Annotated in this window: 16 protein-coding genes; 6 read left to right on the forward strand and 10 right to left on the reverse strand. The window is 68.2% G+C overall.

Annotation, left to right across the window (positions count from 1 at the left end):
• Nucleotides 1-17: 17 nt before the first annotated feature.
• Genes ACFXKN_RS11150 through moaA form a run of 3 tightly spaced genes read right to left on the reverse strand, consistent with a single transcriptional unit; the run spans nt 18 to nt 1,675 of the window.
• On the reverse strand, nt 18-377 hold the full coding sequence (locus ACFXKN_RS11150) for an iron chaperone (RefSeq protein ID WP_378953254.1): 360 nt from the start codon (nt 375-377) through the stop codon (nt 18-20).
• Between the two features lie 4 nt (nt 378-381).
• Nucleotides 382-624: a MoaD/ThiS family protein gene (locus tag ACFXKN_RS11155; RefSeq protein ID WP_378953252.1), complete on the reverse strand. Its 243-nt coding sequence runs from the start codon at nt 622-624 to the stop codon at nt 382-384.
• Nucleotides 617-1,675, reverse strand: a complete 1,059-nt coding sequence (moaA, locus tag ACFXKN_RS11160; RefSeq protein WP_378953250.1) for a GTP 3',8-cyclase MoaA — start codon at nt 1,673-1,675, stop codon at nt 617-619. Before moaA ends, ACFXKN_RS11155 begins: the two co-directional genes overlap by 8 nt.
• A 142-nt stretch (nt 1,676-1,817) precedes the next feature.
• On the opposite strand from moaA, the gene glp reads away from it, so the two are divergent.
• From glp to ACFXKN_RS11175, 3 genes are read left to right on the forward strand one after another with little or no spacing between them, the layout of a single operon-like run.
• A complete protein-coding gene (glp, locus tag ACFXKN_RS11165) occupies nt 1,818-3,023 on the forward strand; it encodes a gephyrin-like molybdotransferase Glp (protein WP_378953248.1) in 1,206 nt (401 codons plus the stop codon).
• On the forward strand, nt 3,020-4,114 hold the full coding sequence (gene moaCB / locus ACFXKN_RS11170; protein WP_378953246.1) for a bifunctional molybdenum cofactor biosynthesis protein MoaC/MoaB: 1,095 nt from the start codon (nt 3,020-3,022) through the stop codon (nt 4,112-4,114). Before glp ends, moaCB begins: the two co-directional genes overlap by 4 nt.
• A complete protein-coding gene (locus ACFXKN_RS11175; protein WP_378953244.1) occupies nt 4,107-4,538 on the forward strand; it encodes a molybdenum cofactor biosynthesis protein MoaE in 432 nt (143 codons plus the stop codon). Before moaCB ends, ACFXKN_RS11175 begins: the two co-directional genes overlap by 8 nt.
• Before the next feature lie 3 nt (nt 4,539-4,541).
• Here the strand turns inward: ACFXKN_RS11175 and ACFXKN_RS11180 are convergent, their stop codons facing one another.
• The 3 genes from ACFXKN_RS11180 to ACFXKN_RS11190 form a co-directional block, all read right to left on the reverse strand.
• Nucleotides 4,542-5,573, reverse strand: a complete 1,032-nt coding sequence (locus ACFXKN_RS11180; RefSeq protein ID WP_378953242.1) for a CobW family GTP-binding protein — start codon at nt 5,571-5,573, stop codon at nt 4,542-4,544.
• Between the two features lie 77 nt (nt 5,574-5,650).
• Nucleotides 5,651-7,108 carry an N-acetylmuramoyl-L-alanine amidase gene (locus ACFXKN_RS11185; protein ID WP_378953240.1) on the reverse strand — a complete coding sequence of 486 codons (1,458 nt, stop codon included), beginning with the start codon at nt 7,106-7,108 and terminating at the stop codon, nt 5,651-5,653.
• 186 nt (nt 7,109-7,294) lie between these two features.
• The gene (locus ACFXKN_RS11190; RefSeq protein ID WP_378953238.1) at nt 7,295-7,831 is read right to left on the reverse strand and encodes a sigma-70 family RNA polymerase sigma factor; all 537 of its coding nucleotides are present in this window, start codon (nt 7,829-7,831) and stop codon (nt 7,295-7,297) included.
• 226 nt (nt 7,832-8,057) lie between these two features.
• Here ACFXKN_RS11190 and ACFXKN_RS11195 point away from each other — a divergent pair, with 226 nt between their 5' ends.
• Nucleotides 8,058-8,393 (forward strand): hypothetical protein, encoded by a 336-nt coding sequence (locus tag ACFXKN_RS11195; RefSeq protein WP_378953236.1) that lies wholly within the window; start codon nt 8,058-8,060, stop codon nt 8,391-8,393.
• Here ACFXKN_RS11195 and ACFXKN_RS11200 read toward each other — a convergent pair.
• The 3 genes from ACFXKN_RS11200 to ACFXKN_RS11210 form a co-directional block, all read right to left on the reverse strand.
• Nucleotides 8,384-9,934, reverse strand: a complete 1,551-nt coding sequence (locus ACFXKN_RS11200; protein WP_378953234.1) for a nitrilase-related carbon-nitrogen hydrolase — start codon at nt 9,932-9,934, stop codon at nt 8,384-8,386. The genes ACFXKN_RS11195 and ACFXKN_RS11200 overlap by 10 nt on opposite strands.
• A gap of 76 nt (nt 9,935-10,010) precedes the next feature.
• The gene (locus ACFXKN_RS11205) at nt 10,011-10,691 is read right to left on the reverse strand and encodes a response regulator (protein WP_378953232.1); all 681 of its coding nucleotides are present in this window, start codon (nt 10,689-10,691) and stop codon (nt 10,011-10,013) included.
• Nucleotides 10,688-11,785 carry a sensor histidine kinase gene (locus ACFXKN_RS11210; protein WP_378953230.1) on the reverse strand — a complete coding sequence of 366 codons (1,098 nt, stop codon included), beginning with the start codon at nt 11,783-11,785 and terminating at the stop codon, nt 10,688-10,690. Before ACFXKN_RS11210 ends, ACFXKN_RS11205 begins: the two co-directional genes overlap by 4 nt.
• A 214-nt stretch (nt 11,786-11,999) precedes the next feature.
• On the opposite strand from ACFXKN_RS11210, the gene ACFXKN_RS11215 reads away from it, so the two are divergent.
• A complete protein-coding gene (locus ACFXKN_RS11215) occupies nt 12,000-12,968 on the forward strand; it encodes a cation diffusion facilitator family transporter (RefSeq protein ID WP_378953227.1) in 969 nt (322 codons plus the stop codon).
• A 507-nt stretch (nt 12,969-13,475) separates the two neighbouring features.
• On the opposite strand, the gene ACFXKN_RS11220 is transcribed toward ACFXKN_RS11215, so the two are convergent.
• On the reverse strand, nt 13,476-16,838 hold the full coding sequence (locus ACFXKN_RS11220) for a WD40 repeat domain-containing protein (protein WP_378953225.1): 3,363 nt from the start codon (nt 16,836-16,838) through the stop codon (nt 13,476-13,478).
• A gap of 99 nt (nt 16,839-16,937) precedes the next feature.
• Between ACFXKN_RS11220 and ACFXKN_RS11225 the strand changes: the two genes are divergently transcribed.
• A complete protein-coding gene (locus ACFXKN_RS11225) occupies nt 16,938-17,435 on the forward strand; it encodes a hypothetical protein (RefSeq protein ID WP_378953223.1) in 498 nt (165 codons plus the stop codon).
• Nucleotides 17,436-17,569 lie beyond the last annotated feature (134 nt).

The following is a 17,569-nucleotide window of genomic DNA, read 5'->3' on the forward strand; positions in this document are numbered from 1 at the left end:
CCTGTCGGTCCGCTAGATCAGCAGATTGCACCTTCGCTGGATGCCGTGGCGCGCAAGAGGTCTCGGACCAAGACGTAGTCCGGTTCTTTGCGGAAGCGTAGGCAGCCTTTGCCCTTGTCGTGGTCTGCGAGGCGGTCGGCGAAGGCCGCTCGGACGTCGGAGCGGAGTAGGTAGAAGGAGATGTACTGCTTCTGGCCGGCGAAGGCGACTTCGCCGGTGCCGTCGCGTTCGTAGGCGGGCATGCCGTAGGACATGACCTCGGTGAAGCCGACGAGTTCCCGCAGGCAGAGATCACGCAGTCTGGTGAGGGCCTCGCGGCGATCTTCCGGGAGTTCGGCGAGGTAGGTCGCCACGTCCGGGGCCTTGCTCTGGACCATGCGCTCAGCCGCCGGCGAAGGGCGGTAGGACGTCGACGCGGTCTCGGAGCATGGCGGACGGGTCGCGGGTGAGTTCGTCGCCGATGAGGAAAGCGCAGACGCCGACCAGGCCGTCGACATCCGAGCCGTAGGTGGCGGCGAGGGTGGCGCGTAGGTCGGCGACGGTGGCGCCTTCGGGGAGATCGAGTGATTCGGTGTTCTTGCCGACCGCGTCGGCGATCGCGGCGAAATAGCGGACCTCAACCACCGATGGCTCCCATCGTGCGTTCCGGGGGGACGAAACCGGCGGCGTCGATACCGTGACCGGCCCATTTCTGCCACATCGCACCGCGCCACAGCTCGGCGACCTCGTCGTCGTCGGCGCCTGCGCGCAGCGCGGTGCGCACGTCGAACTCCTGGTCGCTGAACAGGCACGAACGCAGCATGCCGTCGGCGGTGAGGCGGGTGCGGTCGCAGCTGTCGCAGAACTTGCGGGTGACGGTGGCGATGATGCCGACGGTCGCCGGTCCGCCGTCGACCAGCCATTTCTCGGCCGGAGCCGAGGGATCGGCGCGGGTGGTCGGGGTCAGGGTGAAGCGCTCGCCGAGGACGTCGAGGAGGTCGGCGGCGGTCACCATGTGATCGCGGGCCCACTCGTGGTCGGCGTCGAGTGGCATTTCCTCGATGAATCGCAGTTCGCACTGTTCGGCCAGGCACCATGCGAGCAGGTCGGCCGCGCCCGCCAGGTTCTGGCGCATCAGCACGGCGTTGACCTTCACCGGCGCCATGCCCGCGTCACGCGCGGCACGGATGCCGTTGAGAACCGATTCCAGGCGGTCGCGGCGGGTGAGGCGGGTGAAATCGGCGCGGTCGACGGTATCGAGGGAGACGTTGACCCTGGTCAGACCGGCCGCGGCGAGCCCGCGGATGCGGTGTTCCAGGCCCACACCGTTGGTGGTCATGGCCAGTGGGGTGCCGGGCACCGCCGCGTGACAGCCCGCGATGATCTGCTCCAGCTCGCGGCGCATCAGCGGTTCGCCGCCGGTGAACCGCACTTCGCGCACACCCAGCTCGCGCACGGCCAGCGAAACCAGCCGCACGATCTCGTCGGCGGTGAGCAGTTCCTGGCGCGGAATCGGCGGCAGGCCTTCCTCGGGCATGCAATAGGTGCAGCGCAGCGAGCATTTCTCCGTGATGGACACGCGCAGATCGCGGGCGATCCGGCCGAAGCGGTCGACGAGGAACGGCGTCTCGGGCCTGCCGTCCAGGGACGGCCGCTCCGATCGCACGGCGGGTATCCCCATCTCGACCAGCGTCATCTCTACAGTATGACTCGTAAGGCCCGTCACACTCCGTGCGCCGGGCCGATTCTTCGCGAACTCGTCAGCTCACCGCCGACGCCCCGCCACCGTGAGCAACGCGACCCTGACCGGCCCCGACAGCGGCGATTAAGCTGGCAGCATGACTCCCCGGCCCGCTACCGCGTCGGCACGCAGCGTCGACGAGTACCGCGACACCGTCGCCGCGCTGCTGGCCCACCTCGCCGACCGCCCCGATGAACGGGTGGCGGTGCCCGATGCGCTCGGCCGCACCCTGTCGGCCGATGTGGTGTCGCCGATCGACCTGCCGGTGTTCCGTAACTCGGCGATGGATGGATACGCGGTGCGCGCGGCCGATGTGGCCGTCACGCCGGTCACGCTGCCGGTGGTCGGCGTGGTGGCGGCGGGCAAGCCGGGCACCGACGCGCTGCCTGCGGGCTCGGCGATGAAGGTGATGACCGGTGCGCCGATCCCGGCCGGTGCCGATTGTGTGGTTCCGGTCGAGGACGTGCAGGCCGGTGACCACCGGATCGTCGTCGAACGTGGCCGTGGGTGTGGCGAATTCGTGCGCGAAGCCGGTACCGATGTGCGCACCGGCGAGCTCGTCGCACGGGCGGGCACGGTGCTCGCCCCCCGGCATATCGCGGCGTTGGCCGCCGTCGGCCTCCCGACCGTGCCGGTGCTCACTCGATTACGCGCGGTCTGCATCACGACCGGTGACGAGCTGCAGCCCGCCGGGAGCACGCTCGCTCCCGGGCAGATCTACAACTCGAACGGCATCGCGCTGGCCGCGGCATTGCGGGCCGACGGTGTCGACGTGGTCGAGATCGCGCACAGCACCGACGACCCCGCGGCGTTCACCTCGGTGCTGAACGCGGCAACCGATGTCGCCGACCTGGTCTTCACTTCCGGTGGTGTGTCCAAGGGTGACTTCGAGGTCGTCAAGGACGTGCTGGGTCCGCTCGGCGGGACTTTCGGCTCGGTCGCGGTGCAACCCGGCGGACCGCAGGGCTACACGGTGGTCGACGAGGTGCCCGTGCTCAGTTTCCCTGGCAATCCGGTGAGCACGATGGTGTCGTACGCGGTGTTCGCGCGCCCCGCCGTGCGCGCGCTGGCCGGACTGCCAGAGGTCGCGACCAGCGAAACGACCCTGCTGACGCCGCTGCGCTCCCCTGCCGGACGTCGCCAATACCTGCGCGGCCTGTTGACCGAGGACGGGGTCGAAGTGATCTCGGGCCCCGGCTCGCATCTCATCGCGGGGATGGCCTGGGCCGATGTGCTCGTCGACGTTCCCGCCGAGGTCACCTCGCTGACCGCCGGTGTCCCTGTGCGAATCTTAGCGTTATGAGCGAGTTGTCCCACGTCGACCGCGAGGGTCGGGCGCGCATGGTCGATGTCAGCGCGAAAGCCGACACCACCCGGATCGCCGTCGCCGCAGGCGAATTGCAGACCACCCCCGAGGTGATCGCGTTGGTTCGGGCCGAGGGCATGCCCAAAGCGGATGTGCTGTCGACGGCCCGGTTGGCCGGAATCGCTGGTGCGAAAAGGACTTCCGAGCTGATTCCGCTGTGTCATCAGCTGGCGTTGTCATCGGTGAAGGTGGAGTTCGGGTTCACCGAGACCACCATCACCGTCGAGGCGACGGCCAAGACTAAGGGCCCGACCGGGGTCGAGATGGAAGCGCTCACGGCTGTCGCCGTCGCGGGGCTCACCTTGCACGACATGGTGAAAGCGGTGGATCCCGCCGCGGTGATGAACGGGGTCCGGCTGGTCACCAAAGAGGGTGGAAAGCACGGGCATTGGGTGCGGCCGGAGGGTCGGTCCGACACCGGCGCACCGGCGCTCGACCGGCTGGCGCAGGTGAACACTGGTGCCGGTGTCGAGTCCGCGCCGCCGCCGACCACCGAAGCTCGCGGCGATGCGGCAGAGAGCGCTGAGGCGGAATCAGCTGATACCAAGAGCTTTTCGCGGACCGCCGTCGTGGTCGTCGCGTCTACCGGCACCGCAGCGGGAACCCGCACCGACACCACCGGGCCCGCCATCGTCGATTGGCTGACCGCACAAGGGTTTTCGGTGCGCGGGCCGCTGGTCTACGCCGATGCCGAGATCGCCGCTGGACTGAGCGATGCGCTGAGTGGAGTTCCCGCGCTCGTCATCACCACCGGTGGCACCGGTGCCTCCCCGACCGACTCGACGCCCGAGGCCACCCGTGCCGTGCTCACCAAGGAGCTGCCCGGCGTCGCCGATGCCATCCGGCAGCGTGGGACCGCGAAGTTCCCCCTGGCGGCGCTGAGTCGTGGTGTTGCCGGGCTGGCCGGTCGCTCCGTTGTCGTCAATCTGCCCGGTTCGCCGGGTGGGGTGAAGGACGGCATCGCCGTGCTGGAACCCTTGTTGGATCATCTGCTCGCGCAAGTAGCCGGAGGCGGCGCCCATGAATGACGTCGGTGCGGTCCGGCTGGCCACGATCAGCGATCGGGATCTCGATCCCCTGGCTGTCGAAAAGGCCGTCGACGGGCCGGAATTCGGAGCGATCGTGGTGTTCACCGGCAAGGTGCGCAACCACGACGGCGGCCAAGCGGTGGCATCGCTGGAGTACTCCGCGCACCCCCAGGCCGAGCGTTTCCTGCACGCGATCTGCGCGGAAGTCGCGCAGGCGAGCGGGCTTCCGGTCGCGGCGACGCATCGCATCGGGTCGCTCACGATCGGCGGGTTGGCGATCGTGGTGGCGGTGGCCGCGCCGCATCGGGCCGAGGCGTTCACGGTGTGTGCCGAGCTGGTCGACCGGATCAAACACGAAGTGCCGATCTGGAAGCGGCAGTTGTTCGCCGACGGACTGTCGGAGTGGGTCAACGCCTGTGGCTGATGGTCACTGCACGGCGTAACGCCATACGCCGAGCATCTCTTGCTCGTCCAAGGGCATCTCACCATCGAAAATGGTGTCGCGCAAGCGTTTCAGCGCCGTGTCCGCGTCGAGTCCGGCGCCGATCAGCACCAGGTTCGAGACGCGCTGCTCGCCGCGTGCCCAGCTGCCGGGGGTGAAGACCACATGCCTGCCCACCAGGTGGACTTCGAACTTGCGTCGCTCCCCCGCCACCGCGAATGCCACACATCCCTTGGCGCGGAACAGACCTGACGGTGGGTCTTCCAGAAAGCCCACCAGCGCACGGGGATTCAAGGCGCGCTCGCTCGTGAACGATACCGAGACGTAGTCATCGTGGAGATGCCGGTGGTCGGGGTCGGTGTGGTCATGGTCGTCGAACAGTGTGTCGAAACTCAGCTGCTCGGCCACTGTCGGCTGATCGGGTACCCGATCGTCGAACAGCAGGCCCGGATCGATCCGGCCGTGCGTTGTCGCATAGACCGGCACCTGCCCGACCCAGTCGGCCAGCTGCGCGCGTAAACCGGCCAGCGCCGCGGCCTCGACGCGATCCGCCTTGTTCACCAGCACCAGATCCGCCATCCGCAGATGGGTCACCAGCTCAGGATGTTGGGTGCTGGTGGACGTGAACTGCTCGGCATCGACCACTTCGACCAAACCGCCGTAACCGATGCGTGGGTTCGGGTTGGCGATCACCATCCGGATCAGGTTGCGCGGCTCAGCGAGTCCGCTGGCTTCCACCACGATCACGTCCACCGCACTGCGCGGTTGCGCCAGCTGTCCGAACAGATCGTCGAGTTCGGACACGTCCACCGCGCAGCACACGCACCCGTTGCCGAGCGAGACCATCGCGTCGACCTGCCCCGCCACCAGCATCGCGTCGATGTTGACCGCCCCGAAATCGTTGACGACCACCCCGATCCGGGTCCCCCGATTGTTGCGCAACAGGTAGTTGAGCAGGGTCGTCTTCCCCGAACCGAGAAACCCAGCAACGATCACGACAGGAATCACCGCACCCATGGTGCCACCTCCCCGCGGCCGCACAGCACGCCGCCCACCCCTGGATCAGGAGTGGGCGGCGTGGGTGCGCGAAGCCGTCAGGACGGGCCGAAAACCATACCTACCAGGGTGTACGCGAGATTGATCAGCTGGCCGGGAATGGTTGATTCGTCCATACCGAGCGCCTGAGCCAGTGGCATGAGCAGCGTCATGACCGTGGTGATCGGGCCGCCGAGGGTGCTCAGATCGAGCTCGGATTTGTCGGGCGTCGCCTCGGATTCGGGTGTGGTGCCGCGCTTCTTCGGGGCGGGCGCGGCGGGAGCCTCCGGTGACGCCGTACGGGCCGGGGCGCCGGGGGCCGCGGTGCGCACGGGAGCTACCGGAACCGGATCCGCGATCGGGGCACGTGCGGGGATCGCCGCGGCCGAGGGACCGTTGGCACCGCCCGGTGCCGGATCCTCGCCGGGTGCCGTCAGATCGCTCGAGCCACTGGGAAGCGGCAGCGGATCAGCCGGTGCCTGGTCGGGCGCGGGAACCGGCGCGGGGGCTGCCGGTTTGGCAGTTGTCGAGGTCGGCGCCTTGGCCGGTGCGGTCCCGTCGGATTCCGGAGTCGACGCGGTGGCCCCTCCGGGCTTCTTCGACGGCTGCGAGGGTTCGACCGGATCGGTGCTGGGGGTCTCGACCGGGTCGGCCGCGGGTGCGCGCTTCGGCTCCTGAGCGGTGGTCGCGACCGGCACCCGACCCGGTGCGGCGGCGAAGGCGGGGATCGGCTTGTTCAGCAGGAACCCGACCACGCCGGTCGCGATGGCGACCGCGTGCTCGAGCTGACCTTCGCGCGATTCCAGCCGGGCGGCGTCGGCGACGTTGGCGCCGTTGCCCATCTCGACGAACACCAGCGGCACCTGCGTCAGCGCCGGGCCTGCCACGTCCTCGCGGGTCTGCAGACCTGCGAGGACGCCCGCATAGTTGGCGGGCGAGAAGCCGGCCGCCAGGTAGGCGTCACGGACCGCGCTCGATACGAGTCGCCCACCGCCGGACTGCGCCTGGTCGGCGACCGTGTCGGGGATGGGGAGCTGCGGCACGATCATGTGGAATCCGTGCTGGTCGGGGCCCGCGCTGTCGGCGTGGATGCTCACCGCCACGTCGGCGCCGGACTGGTTGGCGGCGCGGGCGCGATCGTCGACGCAGCCGCCCCACCCGGTGTCGTCGGCGCGGCTCAGCACCACGTCGGCACCCAGTGCCTCCAGGGACGCCCGCACGAGCTGGGCGACGTCCCAGTTGATGGTGTGTTCGGGGATGCCGTTCAGCGAGGTCATGCCGGTGGTCTGGCAGTCCTTGGTGCCGCCGCGGCCGTTGTCGACCTGGCGGCTCAGGTCCTCCGAATGTGCCGACCCCTGGTGACCGGGGTCGAGGAAGATCGTTTTACCGGCGAGCTGCTCGCTGGTCGCTGGTTCAGGGGCGGCGTGGGCGGTCACGGGGACCAACCCCGCCAGCGACACCACCACCGCGGCGGAGACGGTAGAGCAGATTCCGGCCTTGATGATGTTTGGTTGCATGTTCGGTCGGTGCTCCGGGACGGAGCACCCCTCCCTTCCCATTGGTAACACCTGGTAACACCAAACCCAGTGGTTAACTCTTGCAACGTTGGCAACCACAGAGCAAGCACAGTTACCGAAATGCAACTGGAAGGAAGTACAAAAAGAGGCTGGTCACATGCCCAGATAGGCGATCAGAAGTCGATGTCAGGCAACTTCTGGCAATTGCCGCAGGGATCGCAGCGCATAGTGCACCCGGGTCTTCACGGTGCCGACCGGTACACCGAAATCCGCGGCGACTTCCCGGTACCCACGGTCGTGCAGGATCACCTCGGTCACCGCCGCGCGCTGCGGTTCCGGGAGTCTGGCCAGCAGTTGGTCGACGAGCAGCCCGTCGACCAGTCCGTCGGCGAAATCAGGTCTGCCACAGACGGATACCTCGGTGATGTCGTCCCAGCCCACATCACCGGGCCGAACGGCTCGGGCCCGCACGATGTCGATGATGACATTGCGCTCGATCGCCAGCAGCCAGGTCCGCACGCTGCCTTTGCGACCGTCGAAATCCTGACAAGAACGCCAGCCGCGCAGCAGGGTCTCCTGCACCGCGTGCTCGGCCAGGCCCGCATCGCTGAGACTGCGCATCGCCCGCCAGTGCAGCAGGCCGCGATCGGTGGTCAGCACCTCGGCCAGCCCGTCCCTGGTACACAGGCGCGCGCAGTGCGCACCGCAGGAGTTGTCCGTCATATGGGGATATCGCGGTGGACCACGCCGATGACAACGCGCCTTAAGTAACTCTTCAGGATCCTGCTGGGCCCGTGCCGGAAAGTAGTTCTTGCGAGCCCGGCAGGGCCTGCTCCAGGAGGGGGGAGCAGGGACGCCGGGCTCGTTCATTTTCCGGACTCGCGCATTTGCGCGAAGTCCTCCCACGATCGCGTCGGGGCGACGACAATCGCCGCGAGGAGCGAACAACGTGGACATCCATGCATATCCGACCGACGCGCAGACGCCGGTCAACCGGGCCGAGGCCACTCGCGTGGCGGCCGAACACCTACCCGCTGACCTACCAGGGCACGATCGGCAGATCATCGAATTCGCCGACGGCTTCGCCGTTTTCGCTGTTCAGCCGTTGCATGCGCCACCGGATCGGCCGATACCGATCGGCGGCTCGGTGTACGTGATCGACAAGGCGACCGGGGCGGTGTCGTTCTGGCCGACCTATCCGTCCGGCGTGATCGCCGAGCACTACGCGCTGCTGCTGGCGGCGGGCCGGTTGGTCGTCGCCGATGCCTGGCCCGATCAGGACTGATCGAGTAATTCACCAGGTCTCCTCGGTCGCGCGGCCGGGCGAGGTAGAGCAGCGAGTCCACAGGCCACAGTGAGTGTGATCGACAGTGCGCCGAACCAGTCGCCCCAGCGGACGTAGGGAGTGCGATCGCCGGCGGTGCGGATTTCGGCGAGCGCCATGTGGGTTTCGGTGATGTCGGTGCGGACCGAAGCTCGAACGGTGCCCTGTGCGTCGATGGCGGTCAACTCGCCGAGTTGGGCGGGGCGGGCGATGGCGATGCCCGATTCGGCGGCCCGAATGACGGCCATCCGGCTGTGTAACCAGTGGTCGACGCTGAAATCCAGTGCGGGCGCGAGGATGAGGGTCGCGCCGTTGGCGCGGTTCTGGCGAACGAGGGTGGGGCGGTCGAGGTCGGCGCAGATCGCGAGTGCCCAGGAGCGGCCGGGAATCTGGACCGGGACCGAGCCGCGCTGTAGTCCGGATTCGAGTCCGGGGACGAGATATCGCTTGGCATAAACGGTTTCGCCCGGATAGGCGATCGCGGCGTTGACGGTGCCGCCGGGCTGCTCGAGTTCCAAGCCTACGACCACCTGAACGCCGCGGCGAAGAGCGACGGCGGTGAGCGGGTCGCGCAGCAGGAAGAGGTCGGATCGGCTCGCATGCCAGGCCTTCTCGGAGAACACGACAACTTCCGCGCCCTGATCTGCGAGCTGGTCGACGGCGGTGATCGCTTCGGCGATCATCCGCGCACCGTCTGGCGAAGCGACGGGGACGTACATCGGTGGCTGCGCTAGAGCGACCAATCCGACCCGCACCACCGGACCGTCACTTGCCGCGGCGGAGCACCACAGACCGGCCCCGGTCGCGACGATCAACGCAAGGGCCGCCATACCCGCCACCGCCCACCTCGAGAACCAGGAATGGTCTGAGTCGCCCGGGACGCGGTGCCGCATCCGGCTACTTCGCAGGCCGGGCGCGATCGATACGGCCACTGCGGCGGGCACCCCCAGCACGAGAAAGCTGATGCCCCACACCCCGGTCACGGAAGCGATGCGCACGATCGGATCCACCCCGGCCTGGGAGTACCCGATGCTCCACCACGCGCCGATCCCGCCGACCAGACCGAACAGGAACTCAGCGGCGGTCCACGCGGCGGGGAGCGCGAGCGCGGCCCACCCGAACCTGGCCCGCATCAGCAGTTTTCGGAAGAGCGCCACGCACGCCCCGAAGGTGAGTGCGCTGCCGACCAGCAGGGCGACGGCGGTCGATGGTGGTTGTTCCAGAGTCTCGGTGAAGTAGGACCAGTATCTGGCGTTGCCGCCGAGCCAGGACAGCACCGCCGCCGCGTATACCGCCGCAGCAGAGTGCCGCGGGGCCAGCCACAGCACCGGGAGCGGGGCGAGCAGGGCGATTCCGGGGATCGGTTGCAGACCGGTACCGATACTCCACATCACCGCCGAGCTCACCGTGGCGGCCAACCACATCGTCGATGCCCGACCGGGCGTTCGTCGACCGGGTCGCCCGGAGAACCTCTCGCGCACAGCCTCTTCAGTAGGAGTCACCCGTTGATCGTCGCGGTGGAGGAGGCTCTGGCACATCGCCCATGCGAGCGGACTCGCCTCCCTCACGCGAGTGAGATCACCTCGCACCGCCCGGCAGTTGGTTGTCGCCTCGCGCCACCATCCCGGATTCATACGCGAATACCACCGCTTGAGCCCGATCGCGCAGTCCCAGCTTCGAAAGAACCGAACTGACATGGGTTTTCACGGTGTGTTCGGTGACGACCAGCCGGGCCGCGAGTTCGGTGTTGGAACGGCCAGCGGCGAGTTCTCGCAGAATGTCGCGTTCCCGTGGGGTCAGCATGGCCAAGTGCGCCGCCGCTTCCGGATGCGGACATGCCCGTGCGGCGACCTCGGCGATCAGCCGCCGCGTCACCGAGGGGGCCAGCAGCGCGTCGCCGGCGGCGACAACTCTTACCCCACCGATCAGTTCGGCCCTGCGCGCGTCTTTGAGCAAGAACCCGCTCGCACCCGCCCGCAATGCGGCGTAAACGTACTCATCGATATCGAACATGGTGAGTACCAGCACTTTTGCCGTGGTCTCCGCGCAGATCCGAGCAGTGGCGGCTACGCCGTCCAGCCGCGGCATCCGCACGTCCATCACCACCACATCGGGCGTGAGCCGCCGGGCCGCCGTCACCGCTTCCACGCCATCGCAAGCCTCCCCCACCACCTCGATATCCGGTTCGGATTCCAGGATGAGGCGGAACCCGGTGCGGAACAATTCCTGGTCGTCGACGACGAGCACTCGCATCGTCAACTCCCTTGCACCAGCGGCAGATCAGCGGATACCACGAACCCCGAGCGCGTCGGCTCCACCCGCAGCAAGCCACCGCACGCGTGCACCCGTTCCCGCATCCCGACCAAACCGAAGCCCGTCACGCCGGTGTCAGCCGGCCGACCGCCGTCCACCGCGGCGCCGTCGTCGGCGATTCGCACCCCGAGCCGACCCGATGACCAGCTCAGCGCCACCTCGACCCGCGTCGCCTTCGCGTGCTTGCCGGTGTTGGTCAGCGCCTCCTGCACGATCCGATACGCGGCGGCATCGGCTTGCGGTGAGATCGGCGCGCGGGCTCCGTGTTCGGTGAAATGCGCGGCCAGACCACGATGTTCGGCGAGCGCGACGAGATCAGCGATGGCGGCCACTCCTGGCTGGTGCGGTGGATCGTCCTCGCGGAGCGCACCGATACTGTGGCGCAGTTCCCGCAAGGCGTCACGCCCACCGTCGGCGATGGCAGCGAAGGCCGCGTGGGCATCGGCCTGATCGAGCAGCGGACCGGTCTCGGCACGCACGATCATCGCACCCACCGTGTGCGCGAGCCCATCGTGCATATCGCGGGCGATCCGCAGCCGCTCGCGGACCACGGCGGCGTCGCGTTCGTCGTCGAGGCGTCGGGTCCGTTCGGCGAGTGCGTCGATCTGCGCCTGCTTGGCGCGGACCCCCGACCCGAGTGCCCATGCCGTCATGAACGACATCGTGGCATAGGCGTAGGAGTCAGCGGTCTCGCGTGGTACCAGCAGCGACACCAGGATTCCCACCGCGACCAGGACAAACGTCATCCGCCGCTGCCGCGCGGAGCAGTACGCCGCGATCGTGTACACGCAGACAACCGTGCCGAACGGCAGCACCGGCAACGCGTGCACGCAGCCGAGCGTGGTGATCGCCGGGCCGACCACGCACAGCGCTCCCACCGGAGCCCGGCGCCGCCACAACACCGGCACCGAGGCGAGGACCGACAGCGCGACAACCCACCACGACGCACCGACAACGACCGCGGGCACGACGGTCGCGGCCGTCACGACGGCGGCGATCAGCGCATCCAGCGGCGACGGATGTTCCCGGAGTAGTCCCACGACGTCCCAGTGTGTCCGGAAATTGTCCACCGCACCTCACTCTCGGGAGTGATTCGGTGCGCAGCACCGCGACCGTACGCTCAGGCATAGGGTGGCTTCCGGCGCGGCGACATCCGATGACCAGCAAAGATCATGCTCGACCAAGAACGAATTGCATACATAGCGATGTGTGCATATGATTGCGACCGATCGAACCGCAGAAGAGGGGAACACGATGGGCGCAGGGCACGGGCACGACCACGGGGTATCGGCCGACAGCGATCGGCGCTGGCTGGCCGGCGCGCTGGCGGTGATCGTCACCTTCCTGATCGGCGAAGTGATCGTCGGCATCATCGCCGATTCGCTCGCTCTGCTCTCCGACGCGGCGCACATGACCACCGACGCCGCCTCGATCGCGCTGGCACTGTGGGCGATCCGGCTCGCGGCGCGACCGGCGACCGGGCGGATGACGTTCGGCTGGAAGCGAGCCGAGATCCTGTCGGCCCAGGCCAACGGGCTCACCTTGCTACTGCTGGCGCTCTGGCTCGGCTACGAGGCGATTCGCAGGCTGTTCGAGCCGCCGGAGGTACACGGTTGGCTGGTGCTGATCACCGCGCTGGTCGGCATCGTCGTGAACGTGCTGGCCACCTGGATGATCAGCCGCGCCGATCGCACCAGCCTCAATATCGAGGGCGCCTACCAGCACATCCTCAATGACCTGTTCGCGTTCATCGCCACCGCCGTCGCCGGCCTGGTCATCATCCTCACCGGCTGGGTACAGGCCGACGTGGTCGCCACGCTGATCGTGGTGGCGCTGATGATCAAGGCCGGAATCGGGCTGATCAAGGCGTCGAGCCGGATCTTCCTCGAGGCCGCGCCCGAACACCTCGACCCCGCGCAGATCGGCCGCGATATGGCCGCGCGCGACGGCGTCACCGAGGTGCACGACCTGCACATCTGGGAAATCACCTCCGGCTCCCCCGCGCTGTCGGCCCACGTTCTCGTGCAGCCCGCCCACGATTGCCATGCGGTCCGCGAGGACATCGCGCACATGCTCGACCACGACCACCACATCGAGCACGTCACCCTGCAGGTCGACCACGCCAGTCCGAAGCTCCTCGACATCGGCAACCGCGACTCCCACCCGTGCGCCGACTCGCACGGCCCGAAGCACGTCTCCGAGAAGGCCCCGCACACTCACTGACGAGGGAAGGCCCCACACCGTCAGGTGCGGGGCCTTCTCGTCGGTCACGCGCTAGCGAGGACCAGGTCGTTTGATCGACCTATGAGGCTGTGTCAGCCGCCGAAGGAACCGGTCCACAGGGTGTCGACCAGCCCGCCCAGTGCGGCGCCGAGGGTGTTGAAGAGGCCGCCGAGGGCAGCGCTACCGGTGTCGATGATAACGGGGATCATGGTAATTCCTCTGTTTCTCGCATAGGCCCAGCCGAAGCTGGCTTACGAATGGCGTATCGACGCCCAAACCCCACGAGTTACGGTTTTCCCGATTTAGTGACGCTGGTAACAGTTCAGCCACAACGCTATACCTACCTGGCATTTTCGCGCGATACCCGATCTTCCTCAAATAATTCTGAGAACTCCATAAGATTCATATTGCGACATCCGATAAGGCCGGGTTTCCATTGCCCCGAGAAATAGGGGCACCGCTACACACCGACACATATAAATGCGAAATCCGCCGGTCAGTCACTGATCAGCGGGCCGGGCAGGTGTTCACATACGCGTGACCGGGCAGGGCGACTGCCCATTCCTCGCGGGTGATCGGGGTAGTGCCACTGGCACAGATCCGGTCAGCTCGGACGGCAGCGTCGGTGCGCCACTGGCGCAGGGTGCCGTCGACGGCGGATTCGGTGAGGATGGCACCGTCCGCGGCGAAGGCCAACATGGTGGGTTGACGATGGCGCTGGCCCCGAGCGATGGTGGCGTACGCGGTGGGGTTCGCCGGATCGGTGTAGTCCCAGAGCAGAATGGTGCCGCTGACGATGTCGTCGACGGCGAGCCGGGTTCCGTCCGGGTCGAAGGCGACCGAACCCGCGGAGCCGTTGGCGCCCACCGGGACGGGCAGGGCGCGTAGCGGCGTACCCGGCTTGCCGATCTCGTAGACGAAGGCACCTGCGAGGGTGCCGACCGCGAGGGTGTTGCGCGAGCTCACGGCCAGCGACATGGCCTGTCCCGGGGTTCGCAGATCGGACAGTTCAGCGATCGGCGACGCGGCGGACGCGGTCGCGAAGACGCTGACATTGCCGGTGCGGTGGCTGCCGACGGCGAGCATGCTGCCGTCCGGGCTGAAGGCGAGCGAGGTCGGGTAGCCGCGGCCGAATCGGATACTCGACAGCGCCCGGGGTTCGCCGGAGACGTCGAACATTTCGACGGTCTGGGTCATGCTGCGGCCGATGGCCAAGGTGCCGTCGGGGCTGAACGTGATGGCGCGGATGTCGACACCGGCCGCGCTGAGTGGCGCGCCGACGCGACGCGGATTCACCGGGTCGGTGATGTCCCAGACCTGGATCGTGGATTCGGTTCTGGTCACCGCTCTGGTCGTGTCCGGGGCGATCGCGACGACGTCGATCAGGCCGGCGGGGTCGCCGTCGAGCAATGTTCGATCGGCGGCGAAGGTCGTTCTGGCCAGCATTCGCAGGTGTGGGAACAGCTCATGCGGCAGGACCGGCTGGTCGAGCGGAAACCGGAACAGCGTCAGCGAGCTGGTCGACACGACCGGACCCGGCAGCTCGAAAACATGCACCGCGTGGTCGAAACTCGTTGTCACCAAAGATTTCCCACCACGCAGAAAGCGCGCACGCGCGACCATCTCGATCGGGAGCGTGACCAGCTCCACCCCGGTGTCGAGGTCGCGGATGCGGGCCCGGGTGTCGCCGCCGACGATCACGGCGGATCGACCGTCCTCGGTCAGCGACACATCGAGGTATTCGTTGGCGCCCCTCGTCACCGCGGGCATCGGCTCGAAGGTGCTCGCGCCTACCCGCCAGCGCGCGACCTCGCCCGGATTGAGTCCGACGGCCAGCACGGTGCCGTCGGCGGTGAACTCGACCGATCTCGCCTCCGCACCGGCGGGTCGTTCGATGCGACGGTCGAACACCGGTGTCTGATCGCGGTCGAGGATCGCGGTGTTCCAGGCGCGCAGCGTGGTCGTCCAGATTCCGCCGAACAACGACGGCGCCGCGGCGACCAGGGTGCGATCGCTCAGGGCGACCTCCACCCGCTGGCCGGAGAACGACAGCGTCGGCAAGGCGACCGGGTGCGCGGGATCGGCGCCGAGCCGCCAGCTCGAAATCGTCGCACTGTGCGTGCCGATGGCGACGAACTCGAGGTCGGGACTCAGCGCGACCGACGACGGCATCCGGCCGCCGAGGGGTAGCTGGGTCACCACGCGCGGTGCGCCGGGGTCGGCGATGTTCCACAACGCCGATCGCAGGTCACCCGCGACCACCAGCCACCGGTGATCCGGGCTGATCGCGATGCCGCGGATGTGTCCGCTGCCGGTGTCGAACCGTGGCCACCGGTCGACGCCGGCCTCGGTCACCCGCACCAATTCCACGGAGCCGTCGCCTTCGCCGATCGCGATCACATCGCCCCGCGCGGTGGTCGCGACACGCGGTGCGTCGGGATCGAAGACGACGCCGCGGCCGAGCACGACACCCGGGCTGATCCGGATAGGCGCGTTCGTCGCGGTGTTCTCCAACAGTGCCGAGCGCGCTTCCTCGGTCGGGGCGGTGCGATAGGCGGCGAGCGCGATCTGCTGGGACAGTGCGGGATTGAGATTGCCACCGCCGCGGGCGACGCCGGCGAACAGGCGCGAATTCGATTCCGCTCGCGCGGCCGTGTTCTCGATTCGCATCTGCACGAGGTTGGTCACCGACACCACCGCCAGCAGCACGGCGAGCCCGGCCGCGAGGGAAACCATCCACAGCGCGAGGTTCGCCCGGGTGCGGGTCCTCGCGATCGCCTCGGACACGGTGCGGGCGGACGAGATCCGGTCGGCGTAGTTCTGTGGTGCCTCGTCGGCGGCTGCGCGGTAGGCCTCCGACGCGACCACGACCCGCAGCGACGAGCGTTGCGCGGCAGTGAGTTTGCCCGCATAGCCGCCGACGGCCGTCAGGTTCGCGCCCGACAGCCCGGCGGTGACCGCGCACTCGGGGTCGAGTCGGCGGGGCCGCAGCCGTCGCAGCAGCGCGTGGCGCGGCGCGAGGTCGTCGAGAGCGACCGCGAACGCCGCGCCCATCGACGCGCCGTTGATGTCGTTGGCCGGTGCGCTGCCGTGCGTCGAGACCGACCATCGCACACACGCGTCGGTGCCTGCCAGTCTGCTGATGCTCCATGCTCTTTCGAGGCTGTCGGTGAATTCGCGGTCGGCCTGCAGGAAGCCCATTCGCGCCGGGTCGGGGTGCAGGCCGCTCGGTCCGCCACGAACCTGGTCGAGGCGCAGCACGCCCACCTCGCCACCACCACCGAAGTTCAGGAACAGCACGCTGATCCGGCTGCCGCGCACGATCGGGAGGGTGTGCCCGGCCAATTCCAGGGCGGCCATGATGGCGTACCCGCGCGCCGCACGACCGCCCTGACCGAGCAGATGGCGCACGATCTCGCCGAGCGGGGCATTCGCGGTGGTGATCGGAATGCCCGCGGGCAGCAACTGGGTGCCGACCGAGGTCAGCCCGGCGCGTTCGGCGTGATCGAGGAAGGCCTCGCACGCGTCGCCGGTGTCGATCGAACCGGTCAGTGCCTGCGCCAGCACCGCCATGGCGCGTGCCGCGGACAGATCCGCGGTGATCCGGCGGTCTTGCGCGTCGGGATCCTCGGCCTCTTCCTCGAGCAGATCGTCGTCCGCGGCGAGGTTCTTCCACCTGGCCAGCGACTGCCGGGCGAGCACACCCGTCTCACGGCGGTGTTCCAGCAGTCGGCGCGCGGCATCCGGCCCGACGGCAACGGCGTCGCGGCACAGGGTCAGCCACCGTTGCGGTGCACCCGTCAGCTCGATCAGCACCGCGTCGTCGGTCAACAACGCGTCAGCCGACTGATCGGTCGATTCGACCGCCATCTCTCCCCCGTCTTCCGCCAGGCATCACCGGCGACCCTCCCGAGAACGCCCCGATACGATGGAATTCCAGCACACCATCGATCCACCCAGGGGACCACGTTGCCGAGACGACACATCGCCGGACGCACCCTGGCCGCCGCAGCCCTGCTCGCCGTGATGGCGGTGTCGACGAGCTGTGCCGCCGCCGAGGACACCACCACCGAACCGACCACAGTGGTAGCGCAGGAGATTTCCGCGCCGCTGCTGCTGCCGAGTGCCGACGAGGTCGGGCAGCTGATGCGGCGACTGCTCGACACGACAGTGCCCAACGCCGAGAAGATCGAGCTCATCCAGGGCATCGGGAGCGACCCCGAACTGCCGAACCGCGTCGCCGACGCCCCCCGCCAGGGCGGCGCCACCATCACGATCACCATCACGGGTACCCGAACCGCACCACCCGGCATGCTCGCCGACGGCACCGCTTCGATCAACAACAGCCCGCCGCAGCCGATCATCGTGAACTTCGTGGCCGAGGACGGGAAGTGGAAGATCGAGAAGGCCTGGTACTGCCAGATCGCGTTCTCGTTCATGGTCGCCTCCCCGGCATGTCCGACCTGATCGCGCGTGTATGCCGGGGAGGCGACCGGCGAACCGCTCAGGGCGGCAACCGCATCTGTGTAGGAGCCGATCGACCCGACAGGAGGCTTCGCGATGCGACATGCTCGATCCCGTACCGCGCTCCGCTGTCTCAG

The sequence above is a fragment of the Nocardia sp. NPDC059195 genome (assembly GCF_042754695.1).
In the GTDB taxonomy this organism is placed as follows: Bacteria; Actinomycetota; Actinomycetes; order Mycobacteriales; family Mycobacteriaceae; genus Nocardia.

Bases quoted from the DNA above. Each gene is read 5' to 3' on its own strand.
- ACFXKN_RS11180 (WP_378953242.1), bottom strand. From the start codon at position 5,573: ATGGGTGCGGTGATTCCTGTCGTGATCGTTGCTGGGTTTCTCGGTTCG.
- glp (WP_378953248.1), top strand. From the start codon at position 1,818: ATGACTCCCCGGCCCGCTACCGCGTCGGCACGCAGCGTCGACGAGTAC.
- ACFXKN_RS11150 (WP_378953254.1), bottom strand. From the start codon at position 377: ATGGTCCAGAGCAAGGCCCCGGACGTGGCGACCTACCTCGCCGAACTC.
- ACFXKN_RS11220 (WP_378953225.1), bottom strand. From the start codon at position 16,838: ATGGCGGTCGAATCGACCGATCAGTCGGCTGACGCGTTGTTGACCGAC.
- moaCB (WP_378953246.1), top strand. From the start codon at position 3,020: ATGAGCGAGTTGTCCCACGTCGACCGCGAGGGTCGGGCGCGCATGGTC.
- ACFXKN_RS11215 (WP_378953227.1), top strand. From the start codon at position 12,000: ATGGGCGCAGGGCACGGGCACGACCACGGGGTATCGGCCGACAGCGAT.
- ACFXKN_RS11175 (WP_378953244.1), top strand. From the start codon at position 4,107: ATGAATGACGTCGGTGCGGTCCGGCTGGCCACGATCAGCGATCGGGAT.
- moaA (WP_378953250.1), bottom strand. From the start codon at position 1,675: ATGACGCTGGTCGAGATGGGGATACCCGCCGTGCGATCGGAGCGGCCG.
- ACFXKN_RS11190 (WP_378953238.1), bottom strand. From the start codon at position 7,831: ATGACGGACAACTCCTGCGGTGCGCACTGCGCGCGCCTGTGTACCAGG.
- ACFXKN_RS11185 (WP_378953240.1), bottom strand. From the start codon at position 7,108: ATGCAACCAAACATCATCAAGGCCGGAATCTGCTCTACCGTCTCCGCC.